Source organism: Methanocaldococcus villosus KIN24-T80, from assembly GCF_000371805.1.
Classification (GTDB): domain Archaea; phylum AGJL01; class Methanococci; order Methanococcales; family Methanocaldococcaceae; genus Methanocaldococcus; species Methanocaldococcus villosus.
Genome location: NZ_AQUK01000001.1, coordinates 15,569 through 32,092, shown reverse-complemented (window position 1 = coordinate 32,092; position 16,524 = coordinate 15,569). Strand labels below are relative to the sequence as shown.

Genomic DNA, 16,524 nt, shown 5'->3' with positions numbered 1-16,524 from the left:
TTATTTTATACTTATAGTAGTTAATTTAACCATTTCAACATTTTTTAATCCTTTTAATTTATTTACAAACTCAATGATTTTTTCTCTATCTCCTTTTATAGCAGTAATTCTTAAAATTTTATTATTAAATCTGGTTTCTAGTGAGACTATAATAATATCTTTATATTTACTTTCTAACTCTATTATATCTTTTTTCCCTTTAGGATTATAAATTAAACTAACTTCTCCTAACTTTGATTCTATTCTCCTTAACCAATCATATTTTTTTATATAATACTCCACAGCCTCCCTTATAACTTTTGACCTATTCTCACCGTTTATCTTATCTATCTCTTTTAACAAATTTTTTTCAATGGTTATAGATATTCTTCCCATAGTTTCACCCTATTGCTAATTAAAATAATATTTATTAATACTATATATAAATTGGGTGATAATTTGCTAATTGGAATGGTTCATCTAAAGCCACTACCTGGAAGCTACCTTTATGAAGATAATTTAGATGATGTTATAGATTTTGCTATAAAAGAGGCTAAAAAATTGGAAGAAGCTAATTTTGATGCTGTTCTAATAGAGAATTTTAATGACAAACCTTTTAAAAAAGAGATAGATAAAATTACTTTAGCATCATTTACTGTTATAGCTAAAGCTATTAAAGAAGAAGTGGGTATGAAAATAGGAATAAATGTATTAAGAAATGACTCTATAGCTAGTTATTCCATAGCTTATGCCATAAAAGCTGATTTTATAAGAGTAAATGTTTTAAATGGTGTAGCTATAACTGATCAGGGAATTATTGAGGGGAATGCTCATGAACTTTTTAGACTAAAGAAACTTGTCCCATCAAAGATTAAAATTTATGCTGATGTTCATGTAAAACATAGTTATCAGTTTATAGATTTTGAAACATCATTATTAGACACATATGAGAGAGCTTTAGCTGATGCTATTATCATTTCTGGAAGAAGAACAGGGGAAGAAGTTAATATAGAAGATGTAAAGTTAGCTAAGAAATATAATATTCCCACTATTATTGGTTCAGGTGTGAATGAAGAAAATATAAAGAAGTTTATAAACTTAGCTGATGGTTTTATTATAGGTAGCTATATAAAAAGGAATGGAAATGTAAATAATGAGATTGATATAAATAGGGCCAAAAGAATAGCTGAATTATTTAAATCACTTAGAGGGAGATAATGGAAATATTTGCCTTTTTATTTTCATTAGGTTTAACATATTTTTTAATTAAAAGAATAAACATGTTTGGGCATGATTTACATAAAAAAGATAAGAAAAAAATTCCTGAAATGGGGGGAATTGCTCCTCTTTTATCTAATATACTATTTATACCATTTATAAAAGTTTTTTATATTATTCCAATAGTCTTTTCAGGTTTGTTAGGAATAATTGATGATATCTCTAAGCTAAAACCTAAAGAAAAACTAATCTTTCTATTCATATTTAGCCTAATTTTTGGATATTTTTTATATATAAATGGGTTTATCTCTTTATGGGAAGTGTTATTATTAGCTGTATCTATTACAGTATTTTCTAATTTAACAAATATGCTTGCAGGATTTAATGGTTTAGAGATAGGTTTAGGAATAATATCATCATTTTTTTTAGCTATATTTTGTTACATATATGGATATTATGATGCTTACCATGCCCTTTTAATATTCTCTGCATCTTATTTTGGATTATTTATATATAATAAATATCCTGCTAAAGTATTTCCAGGAGATGTGGGAACATTACCAATAGGTGCTTTTTTGTCCACTTTAGCTGTGATTTATCATCAATATATCCCATTTTTAATAATCATGACTCCTTACATTGTTGATGCTTCTTTAAAATTTATAACTGCAGGAGTTATGAGTAGAGATGAACATAAACCAACAGTTTTAGGAGAGGATAATAAATTATATTATATATCTGGCTATTTATCTTTACCAAGATTAATTCTAAAATTTAAACCTATGAAAGAGTGGCAATTAGTTGTTGTTCTCTACATTATAGAAATTATCTTCTGTATTATTGCTTTAATCTTTGTCATAAACTCCAAATTTATTTAAATAATATTTACTATAAATAGCTCCTAAAGGATTATGGGCTAATATTCTATCTTTAACCACAAATGTTGTTGTTGGAGCTTTTGAGTATTTTTGAAATAAAATATCATGCCCAATACAAAGACCAACAATAATATTTAAATCAGTCTTTTTTTCATTCAAAATTAGAGCTTGTGCAATAGGATTACACATAGTTTCTTTTTGTTCCTTATTTATATGTGTTAATTCAAATTTATCTTTATCAATACCACAGACTTTACAGCATACTGAATAAACCTCAAAATGTTTTGACAGTATTTCATCTAAAATCTTTGCTTCTCTCTCCAATCCTATGCAAAAGGCTATACCTATCTTTTTATAATTCATCATTTTGCAAAATTCAATAATTTCCTCTAATCTAGTTTTTTTCATATAGAAATTTCCTTCAATGAAGGAAGAAACTTTTGCTATTTTTAGGTTTTCTTCTTTTTTGTATTCTTCCAAAATATTATCTAGTATCTCTTCCTTACAATTTTTTCCATTTTTACATTCCTTTTTATTACATCTTGCACATCTCATGGTTTCACCAAAAAGTTTATATAGGGAATTAATAAATATTTGATAAAACATCTATTATCAAAATATGTAATCTTATTACCTTAATAAGAAATATTTGGAACTTAGGTGATAAATATGGCTAAGCAAAAACCCGTTTTAAATGTAGCATTCATAGGACACGTCGATGCTGGAAAATCTACAACTGTTGGTAGATTACTTTATGACAGTGGAGCTATTGACCCACAAGAATTAGAAAAATTAAAAAGAGAAGCTCAAGAGAGAGGAAAAGCAGGATTCGAGTTTGCTTATGTTATGGATAAATTAAAAGAAGAAAGAGAAAGAGGGGTTACAATAGACGTAGCTCACAAGAAATTTGAAACTAACAAATATGAAGTTACTATTGTGGACTGTCCTGGACACAGAGATTTCATTAAAAATATGATTACTGGAGCTTCACAAGCAGATGCAGCTATATTAGTTGTTGATGTTAATGACGCTAAAACAGGAATTCAACCACAAACAAGAGAACACATGTTCTTAGCAAGAACATTAGGTATTAAACAAATAGCTGTTTGTATAAACAAAATGGACACAGTCAACTACAGCCAAGAAGAATATGAAAAAATGAAAAAAATGTTATCTGAACAGTTATTAAAGATATTAGGTTATGACCCAAGTAAAATTGACTTCATACCAACAGCTTCATTAAAAGGAGATAATGTTGTTAAAAGATCAGAAAACATGCCATGGTACAAAGGTCCAACATTAGTTGAAGCTATTGATAAGTTCCAACCACCAGAAAAACCTGTAAACTTACCATTAAGAATCCCAATACAAGATGTTTATTCAATTACAGGGGTAGGTACTGTTCCTGTTGGGAGAGTAGAAACAGGAGTCTTGAAAGTTGGAGATAAAGTAGTATTTGAACCAGCAGGTGTTAGTGGAGAGGTTAAATCTATTGAAATGCACCACGAACCTATCCAAGTAGCTGAACCAGGAGATAATATTGGATTTAACGTAAGAGGGGTTAGTAAGAAAGATATCAAGAGAGGAGACGTTTGTGGACACCCAGATAATCCACCAACAGTTGCTGAAGAATTCACAGCTCAAATTGTTGTCTTACAACACCCAACAGCAATAACAGTAGGATACACACCAGTCTTCCATGCTCACACAGCTCAAGTAGCATGTACATTCATTGAATTATTGAAAAAATTAGATCCAAGAACAGGGCAAGTTATTGAAGAAAATCCACAGTTCTTAAAAACTGGAGATGCTGCTATAGTCAGAGTAAAACCAACAAAACCAATGGTTATTGAGAATGTTAGAGAAATTCCACAGTTAGGAAGGTTTGCTATTAGAGATATGGGTATGACAATAGCTGCTGGAATGGCTATAGATGTCAAACCTAAAAACAAATAAACTCTTTTTTAATTTTTTAAACAAAACTTTTTAAATTCTTAAATATTTTAAGGTGATGATATTGCAAGTTGCAAGAATAAAATTGACTAGTACAGATCATAAAATTTTAGATGATGTTTGTAGGCAGATAAGAGAAATAGCAGAAAAAACAGGAGTGGATATTTCAGGACCTATTCCATTACCAACAAAAAAGTTAAAAGTAACAGTTAGGAGATCTCCAGATGGGGAAGGTTCATCAACATTTGATAGATTTACAATGAAAATACATAAAAGATTAATAGAAATTGATGCAGATGAAAGAGCTTTAAGGCATATAGTAAAAATAAAGATTCCTGATAATGTGCAAATTGAAATACAGTTTGTTAATAAATGAAGCTATTTTGTATAGTTAAAACTTCATAAGCCAAAATTCAGTTGCAATCCCTCAAATTTGGGATTGCAACTTAAAATTCTTTTTTATCTTCCAAACCCTACAGAATGAACATATCTTACCAGCAGAAGTCATTCCACATATTTCACACTCTCTAAATTTAAAATTATCATCAACCTTAAAAATATCTTTATGTTTTAAATAACCATGTAAAAACTGTAATTTTATATTTTCTCTATATTTTTTTAATTCATTAAAGTACATCCTATGTCTTAAAGTTATAGCATCTTTTCTATATTTGCACTCAGCAGTAGTAAATGGTATATTTTCTGCCAAAGCATATTTTAAAATTAATTCTTCCTCAATTTCATAGAATATTTTTACTTTCTTTAAGAACTTATCATGTGCTGGAAGTACAGGATCATGTTTTGATAAATGGACAATATCCCAATTTAATATATTGTTTATCATAAAAGAAACTTCATCATCTAAATTATGTCCTGTAACTATTACATCAAATCCATTTTCATATCCAAATCTATTCATTAAATATCTCTTTGTTATTCCACATATAGAACAGTGTTTCTTTTTGACATTTTCTATAGTTTTTCCAGTTATATCTTTTAAATTAACAACATGTAATGGTAAATCTAAAATATTTGAGAGCTTTTTAACCTCTTTAAGAGAAATTTCAGAAAAATTTTTAATCCCTAGATTAATATGGAAAAGTTCAATGTCATAACCTAACTTTTTTAATACCCATGCTACAGCATGACTGTCTTTTCCTCCAGAAACAGAAACAAGAATTTTCTCACTATCCTTTAACATACTATATTTTTTTATAGATTTTTTAACAAGATTTTCAAAATAGTTAATATAATGTTCTTTGCAAAGTCCTTTATAAAACTCTTCCTTACCACATAACTTACAACCCATAAACATCACCAAGTGATTCTTATGTACTTAATAGTTCCAGATACTAACTTTTTAATATATGTATTTAAGCATGGGATAAATTTTGATTATGAAATAGAAAGGGCATTAAATGCTAAATTTGATATTGTTATACTTTCTCCTATTAAAAAAGAGTTAGAGGATCTATTAAAAAGGGATTTAAAAGGAAAAGAAAAAATGGCTATAAAATTAGCACTATCAAAGATTGGAAAATATAAAGTTGTTAAATGTGAAGGTTATGGTGATGAAGCAATACTTAACTTTGCTAAGAATAACAAAAATGTTATTGTAGCTACAAATGATAAAGAGTTAAAAGAAAGTTTATTAAATAATAATATCCCTGTAATGGTTGTTAGACAAAAAAAATATTTTGTAGTTTTTGGTATGGTTTAACCTTCAATAGTTTTTATTGCTGAACTAACAATCATTTCTCTAATATTAGGAATCTCTTTTTCTAATTCTTCTAAAATTTCATGACATCTTCTCCTAATACTATCTCCTCTATCCCTACTGTATGGACAAACCTCTTTATCTTTATAATATTCTAAATTACATTCATCTAAAGCCTTTACAATATCATCTTCTAAAATTTGGAGCATAGGTCTTATAATAGTTAAAGGTTCCAAATCCAATTTAAATTTTATAAAATCAACTACATTAGATTTAAATTTAGTTACTGGCCTCATATATCTTATCTTTTCTCCTTTAAATAAATTAGCCAATATAGTATCAGAATTATCATCAAGATTATGACCATAGGCTAATTTTATTTTTTCATAATCAATATTTTCCTTTTCAGCTAATTCTTTTGCATACTTACCTATCAAATATCTCTTTATAATAGAACAAGAAAAACATGGAGAAAATTCCATACCTTTAGAGTGCTCAGTTAATATTTTTGAAAGCTCTACAACATCTAAATCACTTTTTAATACAACTAAAGGAATATTTAACATGTCACAGTGATATTTTAACAAATCTATATTTTTCCAAGGTCTCACTCCCCCTATATTAACATCTACTGTCACAGCTATTAACTTAATCCCCAGCTTCCTTGTATATGGTTCTAAAAGATGTAAAAGTATTAAACTATCCTTACCTCCACTAAAACCTACTAAAACAGTATCCCTAGCTGAGAGGATTTTATACTTATTAATAAATCTCCCAACTTTTGTTGATATATATTCATATGTTTTTGAGTATATGACAGGAATATTAAACATTTTTTCTATTTTTTTCATTTTTATCTTTGATATTCTTGCCATCCTTTTATTATTAACCAATATTTTATCTTTCCTTATTGTTAGAAAAAAAGGATTAACTATTTTCTTTAACTCCCTAATATCTATCATACATAATCACACTCAAATACTAATCAAACATCTTCTTTATATATGGCTCAAATGGAACAATATTTTCTCTTTTTCTTGGATAGATACAAGCTACTTTTAATTTTCTTTTTTCTGTATCTAAATCTATAACCAATGTCCCTGGAGTAGCTGTAATTGACCATGAGAGTAATATTAACCCAGTAGGGTTATTGATTATTGACTCTATCTCAACAACTTCTGGCTTTATCTGCCCATTAATACATCTCTTAACTACATCAATCCAGGATTCTGTTATAGCTTTTAATAAAACTAATAAATATCCTAATGTAGCCAATATCATAATCCCACAACAAATATTAAATATTCTAAAGTTTTTATAATTTTATATAAAAGTTTTGAGGTGAAATTTTGAAAAATTTAGAACAGAAAGCAATGGCGTATGAAATGTACAGTCAACAATTACAGGCTATTCAAAATGAAATTGCATCTATAAGAGCTTTAAAAAATGAAATAAATAAGACAATTGAAACTATTGAAAATATAAAGTTAGATGAAGAAACTCTAATCCCTGTAGGCCCAGGTGTATTTTTAAAAGCAAAGATTATAGAGGATAAAGCTTTGTTAGGGATAAAATCAGATCTTTTTATAGAAAAACCATTTAATGAAACTATAGAAAAATTAAAAAATAAATTAGATGAACTTGACAAAGTAGAGAAAGAGGGGATAAAGAGAATAGAGGAGTTATCAAAAATCATATTAGAACTTAGGAAGGAATTAGAAGAGGCTATGAAAAAGGAGAAGGAGAAAAAAGAACAATAAATCTAAATTTTTTAATTTATATTTTCTAAAATAAAAATTGGTGGGCCCAGCCGGATTCGAACCGGCGACCTTCGCCTTGTAAGGGCGACGTCATAGCCAGCTAGACCATGGGCCCACAACCAGAATATAATAACTCTCTTTCTTATATATAAATTTTTCCTACATTGGTGGTATTATGTATTTACATTTACAGAATTTTTTAAATGATAGATTAAAGGTTATAGATGATGCTGAATATAAAAATAAAGAATCTTTTAAAAGAGTAAAAGAAATTATAGAGGAGATAAAAGATGTAGAAGGGAAAGATAAGGTTGTTTGTGATTTTACAGAATATAATCCACTACATAAAGGACATAAGTATGCTCTAGAAGAAGGAAAAAAGTATGGAATATTTGTATCTGTTCTTCCAGGGCCATTAGAAAGAAGTGGAAGGGGAGTTCCATATCTATTTGATAGATATATAAGAGCTAGGATGGCTATTGAAGCTGGGGCAGATCTTGTTGTAGAAGGGCCAGCAATGGGAATTTTAGGTTCAGGACAATATATGAGGTGTTTAATAAAAATGTTTTATTGTCTTGGAGCAGATTATATAGTTAGAGGTTATATTCCTGAACCTACAATAGAGAAGGTTATAGAAAAAATAAATAAAGGATATCATATAAGAGTTAAACCTTATAAAATAATATGTATAGAAAGTGGAGAAGTTTTAGGTGAAAAATTAGAGATAGATAATTATGTTATTGCCTCAATGTCACAAACAATATATAAGTTAAATGAAGAGGAAAAATTAAATTTTAACCCAAAATTTATATTTGTTAGAAGATTAGAAGGAATAAGTGGGACAAAGATAAGAGAAGCTGTTTTAAAAGGTAGGTTTGATAGTGTTAAGGATATGTTACCAGAGAGTACATTAAAAATTTTAGAAGATTTAAAAAGTGTAGGATTAGAAAGGTTTATTTTAAGAAGATTTGATGATTTAATATTAAGAACAGCTAATTATGATGAATTAATTAAATACTTACCTGAAAGGTTAGCAAAGCATATTGAAAATAATAGACCTTATCACAGTGTAAATGAAATTAAAGCTATTTTACCTAATGGATTTTCAAAACATGTTAAAGAGAGAGTAATATCTATATTAGAAGCTAGAATTAGTAAAGAGATTAGAAAAAAATATGTTTCCAACTACCCAGCAGAGATTAGAATTCTAGGAATAAGTAAAAGGATATCATGAAGAAAATAATTGTAAAAAATAAAAAAGAATTTTTAAATAATGCTAAAGAATATGGACAAGAAGATGAAATTTATATAAATTTAGAATTAGATAGAGATGTAGCTATTGCCTTATTGGAAAATATTGATCCAAAAAAGATTTATTTGCCTGAATCAAAATATAAAAGAACTTCAAAAAAGATAATAAAAGCATTAAATGGTGTAGGAGTGGAAGTTATTGCTGTAAAACCAAAAACAGGTAGGCCTACAAATATAGATGAGATAATAAAAAAATATCTCCACCTAAAACCAAAAGAAATTGCCGAGAAGACTGGTATTAATTTAAAGACTGTAGAATATCATTATTATAAATTAAAAAGGGCTGTAAAATGTTCAGATACAAAAAAAGATTAGGGCAGTGCTTTTTAAAAGATAAAAGGTATGTTATAAAGGCAGTTGAAGAAGCTAAATTAAGTAAAGATGATAGAGTTTTAGAAATTGGGTTAGGTAAGGGTGTGCTAACAGAAGAGCTATGTAAAAGAGCAGGAGAAGTTTATGTGATAGAGATAGACAAATCACTATCTCCCTATGCTGAAAAACTCAAAGAGGTGTATGACAATCTCAATATAATTTGGGAAGATGCTTTAAAAGTAGATCTTGAGAATATAGATTTTAATAAAGTTGTTGCTAATCTTCCATATCAAATCTCATCACCAATTACATTTAAATTATTAAAAGTAGGATTTGACTTAGCTGTCCTTATGTATCAATGGGAGTTTGCTAAAAGGATGGTAGCAAAAGAAGGAGAAAAAGATTATGGAAGATTAACAGTAGCTGTAAAAGTTAGAGCTGAACCTTATATAATATCTAAAATCCCCCCTTCAGCTTTTTATCCAAAACCAAAGGTTTATTCTGCATTAGTTAAGCTCATTCCACATAATAAATATGAGATTGATGAATTTTTTGACACTTTTTTAAGAGCGATATTTCAACATAGAAATAAAACAGTTAGGAGCTCTTTAATATCATCATCTAAAGAGTTTGGAATGGATAAAAAAGCTATGACAAAGTTACTAGAGGGTGTTAATGAGTCAATATTAAATAAGAAAGTTTTCCAATTAAATATAGATGAGATTATTAAACTATCCAATATTATGAAATCTCTTTTAAAACCTCTATGAGTGCATCTATATGTTCTTTTTTAACATGTGGCATAACAACAATTCTTAAGGCTTTCAAGTTTTTACAGATAGACAAATAATAACCTTTTTCTTTTAATTTATTATAAGTGTTTATATAATCATCATCTAATATATTCACAATATTTAATGTTGGTTTTATTACATCAAACCCATTCTCCTTTAATTTTTTATACAGATAATAACTATTTTCCATGCAAACATTCACTATCTCTCTTATCTTATCCTTATAATATTTTAAAATAGCATATGTACATGCAGCCCCATAACCTACTCTAGTCCCTAATATTGTAGCTTGAGCAGTTTCTGTTAGATATGGAGCTTCTGTTATTAAGTATTTCTTATAACCTATATTTTTAAACACTATTCCTCCAGCAGGGATAGGACATAATGCCATTTTATGTGGGTCAATTGTTATTGAATCTACACCTAAAGAAAAATCAAACTTATACTTTTTCTTTAAAAATGGTATTACAAAACCACCAAATGCAGCATCTACATGAATATAACATTCGTTATCTTTAGCTATTTTTGACAGCTCTTCTATATTATCTACAGTACCAAATTCTGTAGTTCCTGCAATACCTACAATAGCACTTGCATTATAATCTTCAACTGCATCTTTAACAAACTTTTCATCAACTGTCAAATCTTTTTTTATTGGGGCATAAATATAATTAAGATCCATCATATCCCTACCTTTTTCAAAAGAGAAGTGAGCAGTGACAGGAAGGACTATAATTGGCTTTTCATTCCTCTCTTTACACATATTTTTAATACATCTTAAAACCATTAAGTTAGCTTCTGTTCCCCCACTTACAATATGTCCATAAGGATTTTTATTGTTTAAAAGCTCTCCAATGAGTTTAATAGCTTTCTCTTCTAATAACTTTGTCCCTTTAAAAAGCCCAGGATCTCCTAGGTTTGTTTCTAAAAACATTTCAACAATCTTTTTTGTTATAGGAAATACATTGGAACACATAGATCCAAATATTTTCCCATCTTCATATTTTAAATCCATTTCTCTATATTTTTTTAATTCATCTAATATTTCACTTTTTACCATCTTCTCACTTTTATATAGTAAAAAATTTTAATAGCACTTAATAAAATTTATATAGTGTAATAAAAATTTTGTTAATTATTGGTGGGATAAAAATGATTGATGATGTGCCTGTAGTAATTGCAATGTCTGAGCCTGTATTTGTTAGGGATAATACATCTATATACAATACTCTTAAAGAAATGCTTAAGAAAAATAAAAAATATTGTATTGTTATCAATTCCAATAATGATATTGTTGGAGTGGCTACATTCTCTGATATTATTAAAGCTATTATATTAGAAAAGAGAGATGGAGAAAAAACTTCTATAAAAGATGTAGCTGATAGTAAAGTAATAACAGTTAAACCTACCACATCAATAAAAGAGGTTTTAGAACTCATGGAAAAAGAAAAAATTTCTAAATTGCCTGTTGTTGATAATAATAAAATTGTTGGAATAATTACAAAAGAGGAGCTTGTAGATATATTACCATATATTATAGGGCCTTTAAAGGATCTTGTTGAATATCTACTGAAGATTATTGATGAAGAGTTAAAAAGTGATGACAACAAAGAAGAAAAGAAAGAAAATAAAGAAACTGTTAAAGTTAAAGCTATTACAACAAAATAATATTTTGAGGAATAAGAATGAAGATGGCTATTGTTATAAGAAATGATTTAAAAATGGGTAAAGGAAAGATGGTAGCACAGGGAGGTCATGCAATAATAGAAGCTTTTTTGCAGGCACAAAAGAGAAAACCTGAGTTGGTAGAAAAGTGGTTAAAAGAAGGCCAAAAAAAAGTAGTTCTTAAAGTGAATTCTGAAAAAGAGTTAATAGATATTTATAATAAAGCTAAAGCACATGGTCTTATTTGTTCAATAATAAGAGATGCAGGATTAACACAGTTAGATCCAGGAACAATAACAGCTGTTGCCATAGGTCCTGATGAAGATGAAAAAATAGATAAAATTACAGGACATTTAAAATTGTTATAGTGATAACTATGCATCCCAGACCCTCTCCAATAGCGGCAGCTATGTATCAGCTGAGAGATTTGGGTGTTGATGCCATAATCTTACATGGTCCTGCAGGCTGCTGTTTTAGAACTGCAAGGCTTTTAGAAATGGATGGAGTTAGAGTTTTTACAACCTCAATGGATGAGAATTCAATAATATTTGGTGCTGAAGATAAGTTAGTAGAAACATTAGATTATGTTATAAATTACCTTAATAAAGAAAAGCCAATCATTGGGGTTGTTGGAACATGTATGAGCATGATCATAGGAGAGAATTTAAATGTTAAAGATGATAGGGCTATAATAATTCCTGTAGAAGTTCATAGTGGTTTAGGAGATAATACTATAGGAGCAATAAAAGCTATGGAAGCTGCTTTAGAAGTGGGATTGATAGATAGAGAAGAATTTGAAAGACAGTGTTATTTATTAAAAAAAGCTACTGAATTAGAAAAAAAGAGAGGAATGGCAAAGGAAAAATATATAAAACCCAGCTATGAAGATGACACTAACAAGGTAATTGAGGTCTTAAAAGATTTAAAAGGAGAAAAAATAGCTTGTGTGTTAAATGCTAAAAAAGAAACAGCATATCTTTTTGTTCATCCATTGATTGTATTAAATAAATATTTTGATTGTATAAATATTGCTAATTTAGATTGTAGTAAGGGATTAAAGAAGATAAGAGAAGATGCTAAAAACATATTAAAAAGATTTAAACCACATTATATAACAGGTTCATTAGATGAATATCCAATAGCTGGAGAAAAAGCAGTTGAAATATTAGAAAGCTTAGATATCTCTGCAGTGGTAGTTTCAGGAATACCACATGCTTTGCCTATAGAGAAGTTGGATATTATAAAGATAGCCATAAGTGATGGTCCAAGAACATATTACCCAATAAAAGAAATATATGATTATGCCATTATTGAATTTGACGCCCATGCTAAAGTATTAGGTAAGAGGGATGTAGTAAAATCAAGATTTGGAGAAATATTAGATTATGCTTTAAGATAATCTCTTTTTTAACAGGGCAGCAAATAATACCAAAACAGGGATAAACTCTAATCTTCCCATCCACATTCCTATAATAGCTACTATTTTTCCTATTAATGGTGTTTTTAAGCTCACAACCCCTAAAGATAATCCAATATTTGATACAAAAGAAACTGCATCAAATATTGATTTATATGGATCATAACCTAAAGCTATAAACACCATAGCAATTATGAATGATGTTATAATATATAGAGAAAATATAACAAATGCTTCTCTTATAATTCTATAACTTAATGGTATATCTTCCAAATGTTCATATACTACAGCTGATTTTGGTATGATAACTGAGTGTATCTCATAATATATTGCTTTTAAAACTACTAAAAATCTTATAATCTTAACTCCTCCTGTTGTTGTTCCAGCTCCTCCACCAATGAGCATTATAAAAATTAGTATAAAAAGTGAAAGATTTGAAAGAGAAGTGAGATCTATAGTAGAAAATCCTGTTGATGTTAAAGCTGAAGTAGTTATAAAAATAGCATCTATTATATCTATTTTATCAATAAAATAGATAATTAATGAGCTTATGATGATAACTATTAGTGCATATTTAGTTTGTATATCTTTAAAACATTTTCCTGTTAAAATTTTATGATGAATTAAGAATGAAACTACTCCACCAATAAGCATTATTATAATCATAACTATCTTAGCAAAAATATTATTTGGAAAGCTGTAATTATATATACTCATTCCTCCTGTACATATTCCAGTCATTGTTAAATTTAAAGCTGCCCAAAAGGAGAGTCCAGAAAGATATAGAGCTAAAATTCCCAAAATAGTATAGAAAAGATAGATACTAAAAATAACTTTTATTGTATTTAATGAACTTGGCATTATCCTTTCCTGCCTTGCTTCAGAATAGTAAAATAAACTTGCTACACTTCCTTTACCTGCTAGTATTAATGCAGATAAAACCAAAATTCCTACACCACCAATCCACTGTTCAAAGCTTCTCCAAAATAGAACAGAATTTGGTAAGGATTCAACATCTGCTATTAATGTCATTCCTGTTGTTGTCCAAGCTGACATGCTCTCATAAACTGCATCAACATAAGAAAAATAAGGAATAGAAAGGTATAGTGGAATTGCTCCAATTAAAGATGCTATTAACCAAGATAATGCAGAAGCTATCATTGTTTGATAGAGCTTTAAATTTTTAGCTTTAAACTTTTTATTTAATCCAATTCCTAAAATTATAAATATAAAACTTGGAATTAAAAAATTTAAAATAGTAGGTTCTTTAAAGTAAAAAGCAATAACAGATGGGATTAACATAAATGCTCCAATAATCCCAATAACCCCTCCTAATATATGCAATATTCCATAGATATCTTCTTTTTTCATTATCAAATTCATCACTCAAGCTTTTGAGAAAGCTTTCAATATTCCTGCATTCAGCATCCAAGTGTTTATAATATCAAATAATAATGCTATTATAATTATTGATGATATTGTTGCCAATACATCTGCTACAGGAATGAAGAGCTTAACTACAATATATAATATTAACATTGCCACTATTGTAGTTGTAATCATTGTTAATCCTGTTTTCATAGCTTCCTTAGCTGCAGTATCAAAATCTTTTGTCCTTTTTAAAACCCTTGTTGTTAGTAATATGTTTGAATCAACACTGTAACCTAAAACCATTAGTAAAGCAGCTATTGTTGCTGTTGATAACTGGATATTTAGTAAGCTCATAGCTCCTAATGTATTAATTAAATCTGCTAAAGCTGAAAGTATTATAACACCACTAGCTAAAGGTTTTCTAAAAGCTATATAAACTGCTAAAGCCATAAATATAAAAGCAAATAACATAGCTTTTCCTCCTTCTTCAAAAAACTTCTTACTCAAAACAGACCCAACAGTTTTTTCTGAATAATCCAATTTATTTAAATCTCCAAAAAACTCTCTTAATTTAGCTTTGACATCATTTAAATATTCTGACTTACACCTAATAACTAAATAATTTCCTGATGCAGATTTTAATATTTCTAACTCTCCTTCTCCTTTTAACATCTCTTTTAGCTTTTCCAAATCAATATCTTTATTTAGCTTAATTGTTATTTCAGTACCTCCTGTTATATCTATACTTTTTGGAATACCTTTCAATGTTATCAACATTAGGGATATGAATATTAAAAAAATTGGAACTGATATAGCAACTTTATAATCTTTTATTAACATTATCCCCCTCTGATTAATAATCTTTTTATATAAAATCATAAAATCATATATATACATTGAGGTGATGGTTATTAAAAAGCTATTGCTTATTCTTCTTCTATTTCTTCCTAACATATTAGCCTATCAAATAGAGAATGAAAATATTGTTTGTTTTATACATAATAATAATTTATTGGAAAATATAACATTAGAATTTAAAAACTTTGAAAATAATAAAAGTACTTTTTATATAACATTGCCTCAAAATGTTAAGATATTAAATATCTCCTCAAATTACCCTATAGATGGATATTCAGCAGTATTTCAAGATGGGACATCAAATATAGCTGTAGCATTTGAAAAACCACTGCCTATAAACAAAACAGTTTCTTTAACACTCACATGTTTGGTCAAAGATTGTATATGGAAGGGATATGATTACTATCAGTTTATAACAAATTTTCCTATTATTGGAAAAAATGTAAAAATAAAACTCTATCTACCTCCTGGTGCTGTAATTGTTTACCCTAATCTAATAACTCCAGAAGGCTATGAGATTACAGGGGATGGTAAGCATCAGATAATTGTTTGGAATTTAAAGCCCAAAAGTGAGTTTATCATGACAACATCTCTAAGATTTGCATATGCTCCATATACACCTATAACCAATAAAGAAAAGAAAGATAATAATATAATAATCTTTTTAATCTTATTATCAGGAAGTATAGCATTTGTAGCTTATGAGAGATTTAAAAGAATTAAAATAAATAAAGAAAAAAATCAAATATATGATAACTACTTAGAGATAAAAGGACAATTGGCTGAAAAAAATAAACAAATTAGTGATTTGGAAGATAAATGTAGGTTTTTAGAGGAAGAAGTAGGAAAGTTAAAGAATATTATTGAAGAGAAGGATAAGGTTATATGTGAGATGAGTAAAAAGGTTGAAGAATATTTAAAAGAGATTAAATTACTTGGGAAAGAGAAAGAAGATTTAATAAACAATATTACAGAATTAAAAGCTAAAATAGAAAAACTAAAAGATGAAAATGAAAAGTTAAAAAATATTATAGATAAATATAAAGATAGTGAGAAAGGAATTTTATTAAACTTTTTAACTGATGATGAGAAAAAAATAATTAAGCTTATTAAAGAACATAAATATATTACTCAAAAAGATATTGTTAGCTTGACAAGAATGAGTAAGTCAAAAGTTTCAAGAATTGTGTCTGAACTTGAGGAGAGGGGAATTGTTAAAAAGGAGAAAGTTGGTAGAATTAATATGTTAACTTTAACTGATGAAGCTGACAACCTAATTTAACTTTTTGGT

21 protein-coding genes and 1 tRNA gene are annotated in these 16,524 nt (G+C 28.1%); 13 read left to right on the top strand and 9 right to left on the bottom strand.

From position 1 onward, the window contains the following. Entirely contained in the window at nt 1-375 is a 375-nt protein-coding gene (locus tag METVI_RS0100175; protein ID WP_004589917.1) for a CopG family ribbon-helix-helix protein, read from the bottom strand. Nucleotides 376-438: 63 nt separating this feature from the next. Between METVI_RS0100175 and METVI_RS0100170 the strand changes: the two genes are divergently transcribed. Both METVI_RS0100170 and METVI_RS0100165 read left to right on the top strand, forming a co-directional pair. Continuing rightward, nucleotides 439-1,197, top strand: coding sequence for a BtpA/SgcQ family protein (locus METVI_RS0100170; RefSeq protein WP_004589918.1), 759 nt, complete (start codon nt 439-441; stop codon nt 1,195-1,197). Further along, nucleotides 1,197-2,075, top strand: coding sequence for an MraY family glycosyltransferase (locus tag METVI_RS0100165; protein ID WP_004589919.1), 879 nt, complete (start codon nt 1,197-1,199; stop codon nt 2,073-2,075). The genes METVI_RS0100170 and METVI_RS0100165 overlap by 1 nt, the downstream gene beginning before the upstream one ends. Here METVI_RS0100165 and METVI_RS0100160 read toward each other — a convergent pair. After that, on the bottom strand, nt 2,043-2,630 hold the full coding sequence (locus METVI_RS0100160) for a DUF1847 domain-containing protein (protein ID WP_004589920.1): 588 nt from the start codon (nt 2,628-2,630) through the stop codon (nt 2,043-2,045). The genes METVI_RS0100165 and METVI_RS0100160 overlap by 33 nt on opposite strands. Nucleotides 2,631-2,744: 114 nt before the next feature. Here METVI_RS0100160 and tuf point away from each other — a divergent pair, with 114 nt between their 5' ends. Both tuf and rpsJ read left to right on the top strand, forming a co-directional pair. After that, on the top strand, nt 2,745-4,031 hold the full coding sequence (gene tuf / locus METVI_RS0100155; protein ID WP_004589921.1) for a translation elongation factor EF-1 subunit alpha: 1,287 nt from the start codon (nt 2,745-2,747) through the stop codon (nt 4,029-4,031). A gap of 61 nt (nt 4,032-4,092) precedes the next feature. Continuing rightward, nucleotides 4,093-4,404, top strand: coding sequence for a 30S ribosomal protein S10 (gene rpsJ / locus METVI_RS0100150; protein ID WP_004589922.1), 312 nt, complete (start codon nt 4,093-4,095; stop codon nt 4,402-4,404). Nucleotides 4,405-4,455: 51 nt separating this feature from the next. Here rpsJ and METVI_RS0100145 read toward each other — a convergent pair whose 3' ends face one another. Then, nucleotides 4,456-5,337: an alpha hydrolase gene (locus METVI_RS0100145; protein WP_004589923.1), complete on the bottom strand. Its 882-nt coding sequence runs from the start codon at nt 5,335-5,337 to the stop codon at nt 4,456-4,458. 21 nt (nt 5,338-5,358) lie between these two features. Here METVI_RS0100145 and METVI_RS0100140 point away from each other — a divergent pair, with 21 nt between their 5' ends. Beyond that, nucleotides 5,359-5,748 (top strand): type II toxin-antitoxin system VapC family toxin, encoded by a 390-nt coding sequence (locus METVI_RS0100140; protein WP_004589924.1) that lies wholly within the window; start codon nt 5,359-5,361, stop codon nt 5,746-5,748. Here METVI_RS0100140 and METVI_RS0100135 read toward each other — a convergent pair. Continuing rightward, nucleotides 5,745-6,707 (bottom strand): ATP-binding protein, encoded by a 963-nt coding sequence (locus METVI_RS0100135; protein ID WP_017980916.1) that lies wholly within the window; start codon nt 6,705-6,707, stop codon nt 5,745-5,747. The two genes, METVI_RS0100140 and METVI_RS0100135, sit on opposite strands and share 4 nt — an antisense overlap. Nucleotides 6,708-6,726: 19 nt before the next feature. Continuing rightward, on the bottom strand, nt 6,727-7,026 hold the full coding sequence (locus tag METVI_RS0100130) for a monovalent cation/H+ antiporter subunit E (RefSeq protein ID WP_004589926.1): 300 nt from the start codon (nt 7,024-7,026) through the stop codon (nt 6,727-6,729). A 68-nt stretch (nt 7,027-7,094) separates the two neighbouring features. Here METVI_RS0100130 and pfdA point away from each other — a divergent pair, with 68 nt between their 5' ends. Beyond that, nucleotides 7,095-7,505, top strand: coding sequence for a prefoldin subunit alpha (gene pfdA, locus METVI_RS0100125; protein ID WP_004589927.1), 411 nt, complete (start codon nt 7,095-7,097; stop codon nt 7,503-7,505). Nucleotides 7,506-7,543: 38 nt separating this feature from the next. Here the strand turns inward: pfdA and METVI_RS0100120 are convergent. Further along, nucleotides 7,544-7,620 (bottom strand) — tRNA-Val (locus METVI_RS0100120). Between the two features lie 60 nt (nt 7,621-7,680). On the opposite strand from METVI_RS0100120, the gene METVI_RS0100115 reads away from it, so the two are divergent. Genes METVI_RS0100115 through rsmA form a run of 3 tightly spaced genes read left to right on the top strand, consistent with a single transcriptional unit; the run spans nt 7,681 to nt 9,898 of the window. Beyond that, on the top strand, nt 7,681-8,739 hold the full coding sequence (locus tag METVI_RS0100115) for a nucleotidyltransferase family protein (protein WP_004589928.1): 1,059 nt from the start codon (nt 7,681-7,683) through the stop codon (nt 8,737-8,739). Continuing rightward, on the top strand, nt 8,736-9,131 hold the full coding sequence (locus METVI_RS0100110; RefSeq protein WP_004589929.1) for a hypothetical protein: 396 nt from the start codon (nt 8,736-8,738) through the stop codon (nt 9,129-9,131). Before METVI_RS0100115 ends, METVI_RS0100110 begins: the two co-directional genes overlap by 4 nt. Next, entirely contained in the window at nt 9,107-9,898 is a 792-nt protein-coding gene (gene rsmA, locus METVI_RS0100105) for a 16S rRNA (adenine(1518)-N(6)/adenine(1519)-N(6))-dimethyltransferase RsmA (protein ID WP_004589930.1), read from the top strand. Before METVI_RS0100110 ends, rsmA begins: the two co-directional genes overlap by 25 nt. Here the strand turns inward: rsmA and mfnA are convergent. Further along, nucleotides 9,870-10,982: a tyrosine decarboxylase MfnA gene (gene mfnA, locus METVI_RS0100100; RefSeq protein WP_004589931.1), complete on the bottom strand. Its 1,113-nt coding sequence runs from the start codon at nt 10,980-10,982 to the stop codon at nt 9,870-9,872. The two genes, rsmA and mfnA, sit on opposite strands and share 29 nt — an antisense overlap. A gap of 92 nt (nt 10,983-11,074) precedes the next feature. Here mfnA and METVI_RS0100095 point away from each other — a divergent pair, with 92 nt between their 5' ends. The 3 genes from METVI_RS0100095 to cfbD are packed head-to-tail and all read left to right on the top strand — an operon-like array spanning nt 11,075 to nt 12,986. Next, nucleotides 11,075-11,590, top strand: coding sequence for a CBS domain-containing protein (locus tag METVI_RS0100095; protein WP_004589932.1), 516 nt, complete (start codon nt 11,075-11,077; stop codon nt 11,588-11,590). Nucleotides 11,591-11,607: 17 nt separating this feature from the next. Then, nucleotides 11,608-11,955: an aminoacyl-tRNA hydrolase gene (pth2, locus tag METVI_RS0100090; protein ID WP_017980915.1), complete on the top strand. Its 348-nt coding sequence runs from the start codon at nt 11,608-11,610 to the stop codon at nt 11,953-11,955. Between the two features lie 2 nt (nt 11,956-11,957). Further along, entirely contained in the window at nt 11,958-12,986 is a 1,029-nt protein-coding gene (gene cfbD, locus METVI_RS0100085) for a Ni-sirohydrochlorin a,c-diamide reductive cyclase catalytic subunit (RefSeq protein ID WP_026152834.1), read from the top strand. Here cfbD and METVI_RS0100080 read toward each other — a convergent pair. After that, the gene (locus tag METVI_RS0100080) at nt 12,978-14,387 is read right to left on the bottom strand and encodes a TrkH family potassium uptake protein (protein WP_026152833.1); all 1,410 of its coding nucleotides are present in this window, start codon (nt 14,385-14,387) and stop codon (nt 12,978-12,980) included. The two genes, cfbD and METVI_RS0100080, sit on opposite strands and share 9 nt — an antisense overlap. A 3-nt stretch (nt 14,388-14,390) precedes the next feature. Next, nucleotides 14,391-15,215, bottom strand: a complete 825-nt coding sequence (locus tag METVI_RS0100075; RefSeq protein ID WP_040682702.1) for a protein translocase subunit SecF — start codon at nt 15,213-15,215, stop codon at nt 14,391-14,393. Between the two features lie 64 nt (nt 15,216-15,279). Between METVI_RS0100075 and METVI_RS0100070 the strand changes: the two genes are divergently transcribed. Beyond that, nucleotides 15,280-16,515 carry a DUF7343 domain-containing protein gene (locus METVI_RS0100070; RefSeq protein ID WP_236610556.1) on the top strand — a complete coding sequence of 412 codons (1,236 nt, stop codon included), beginning with the start codon at nt 15,280-15,282 and terminating at the stop codon, nt 16,513-16,515. Nucleotides 16,516-16,524 lie beyond the last annotated feature (9 nt).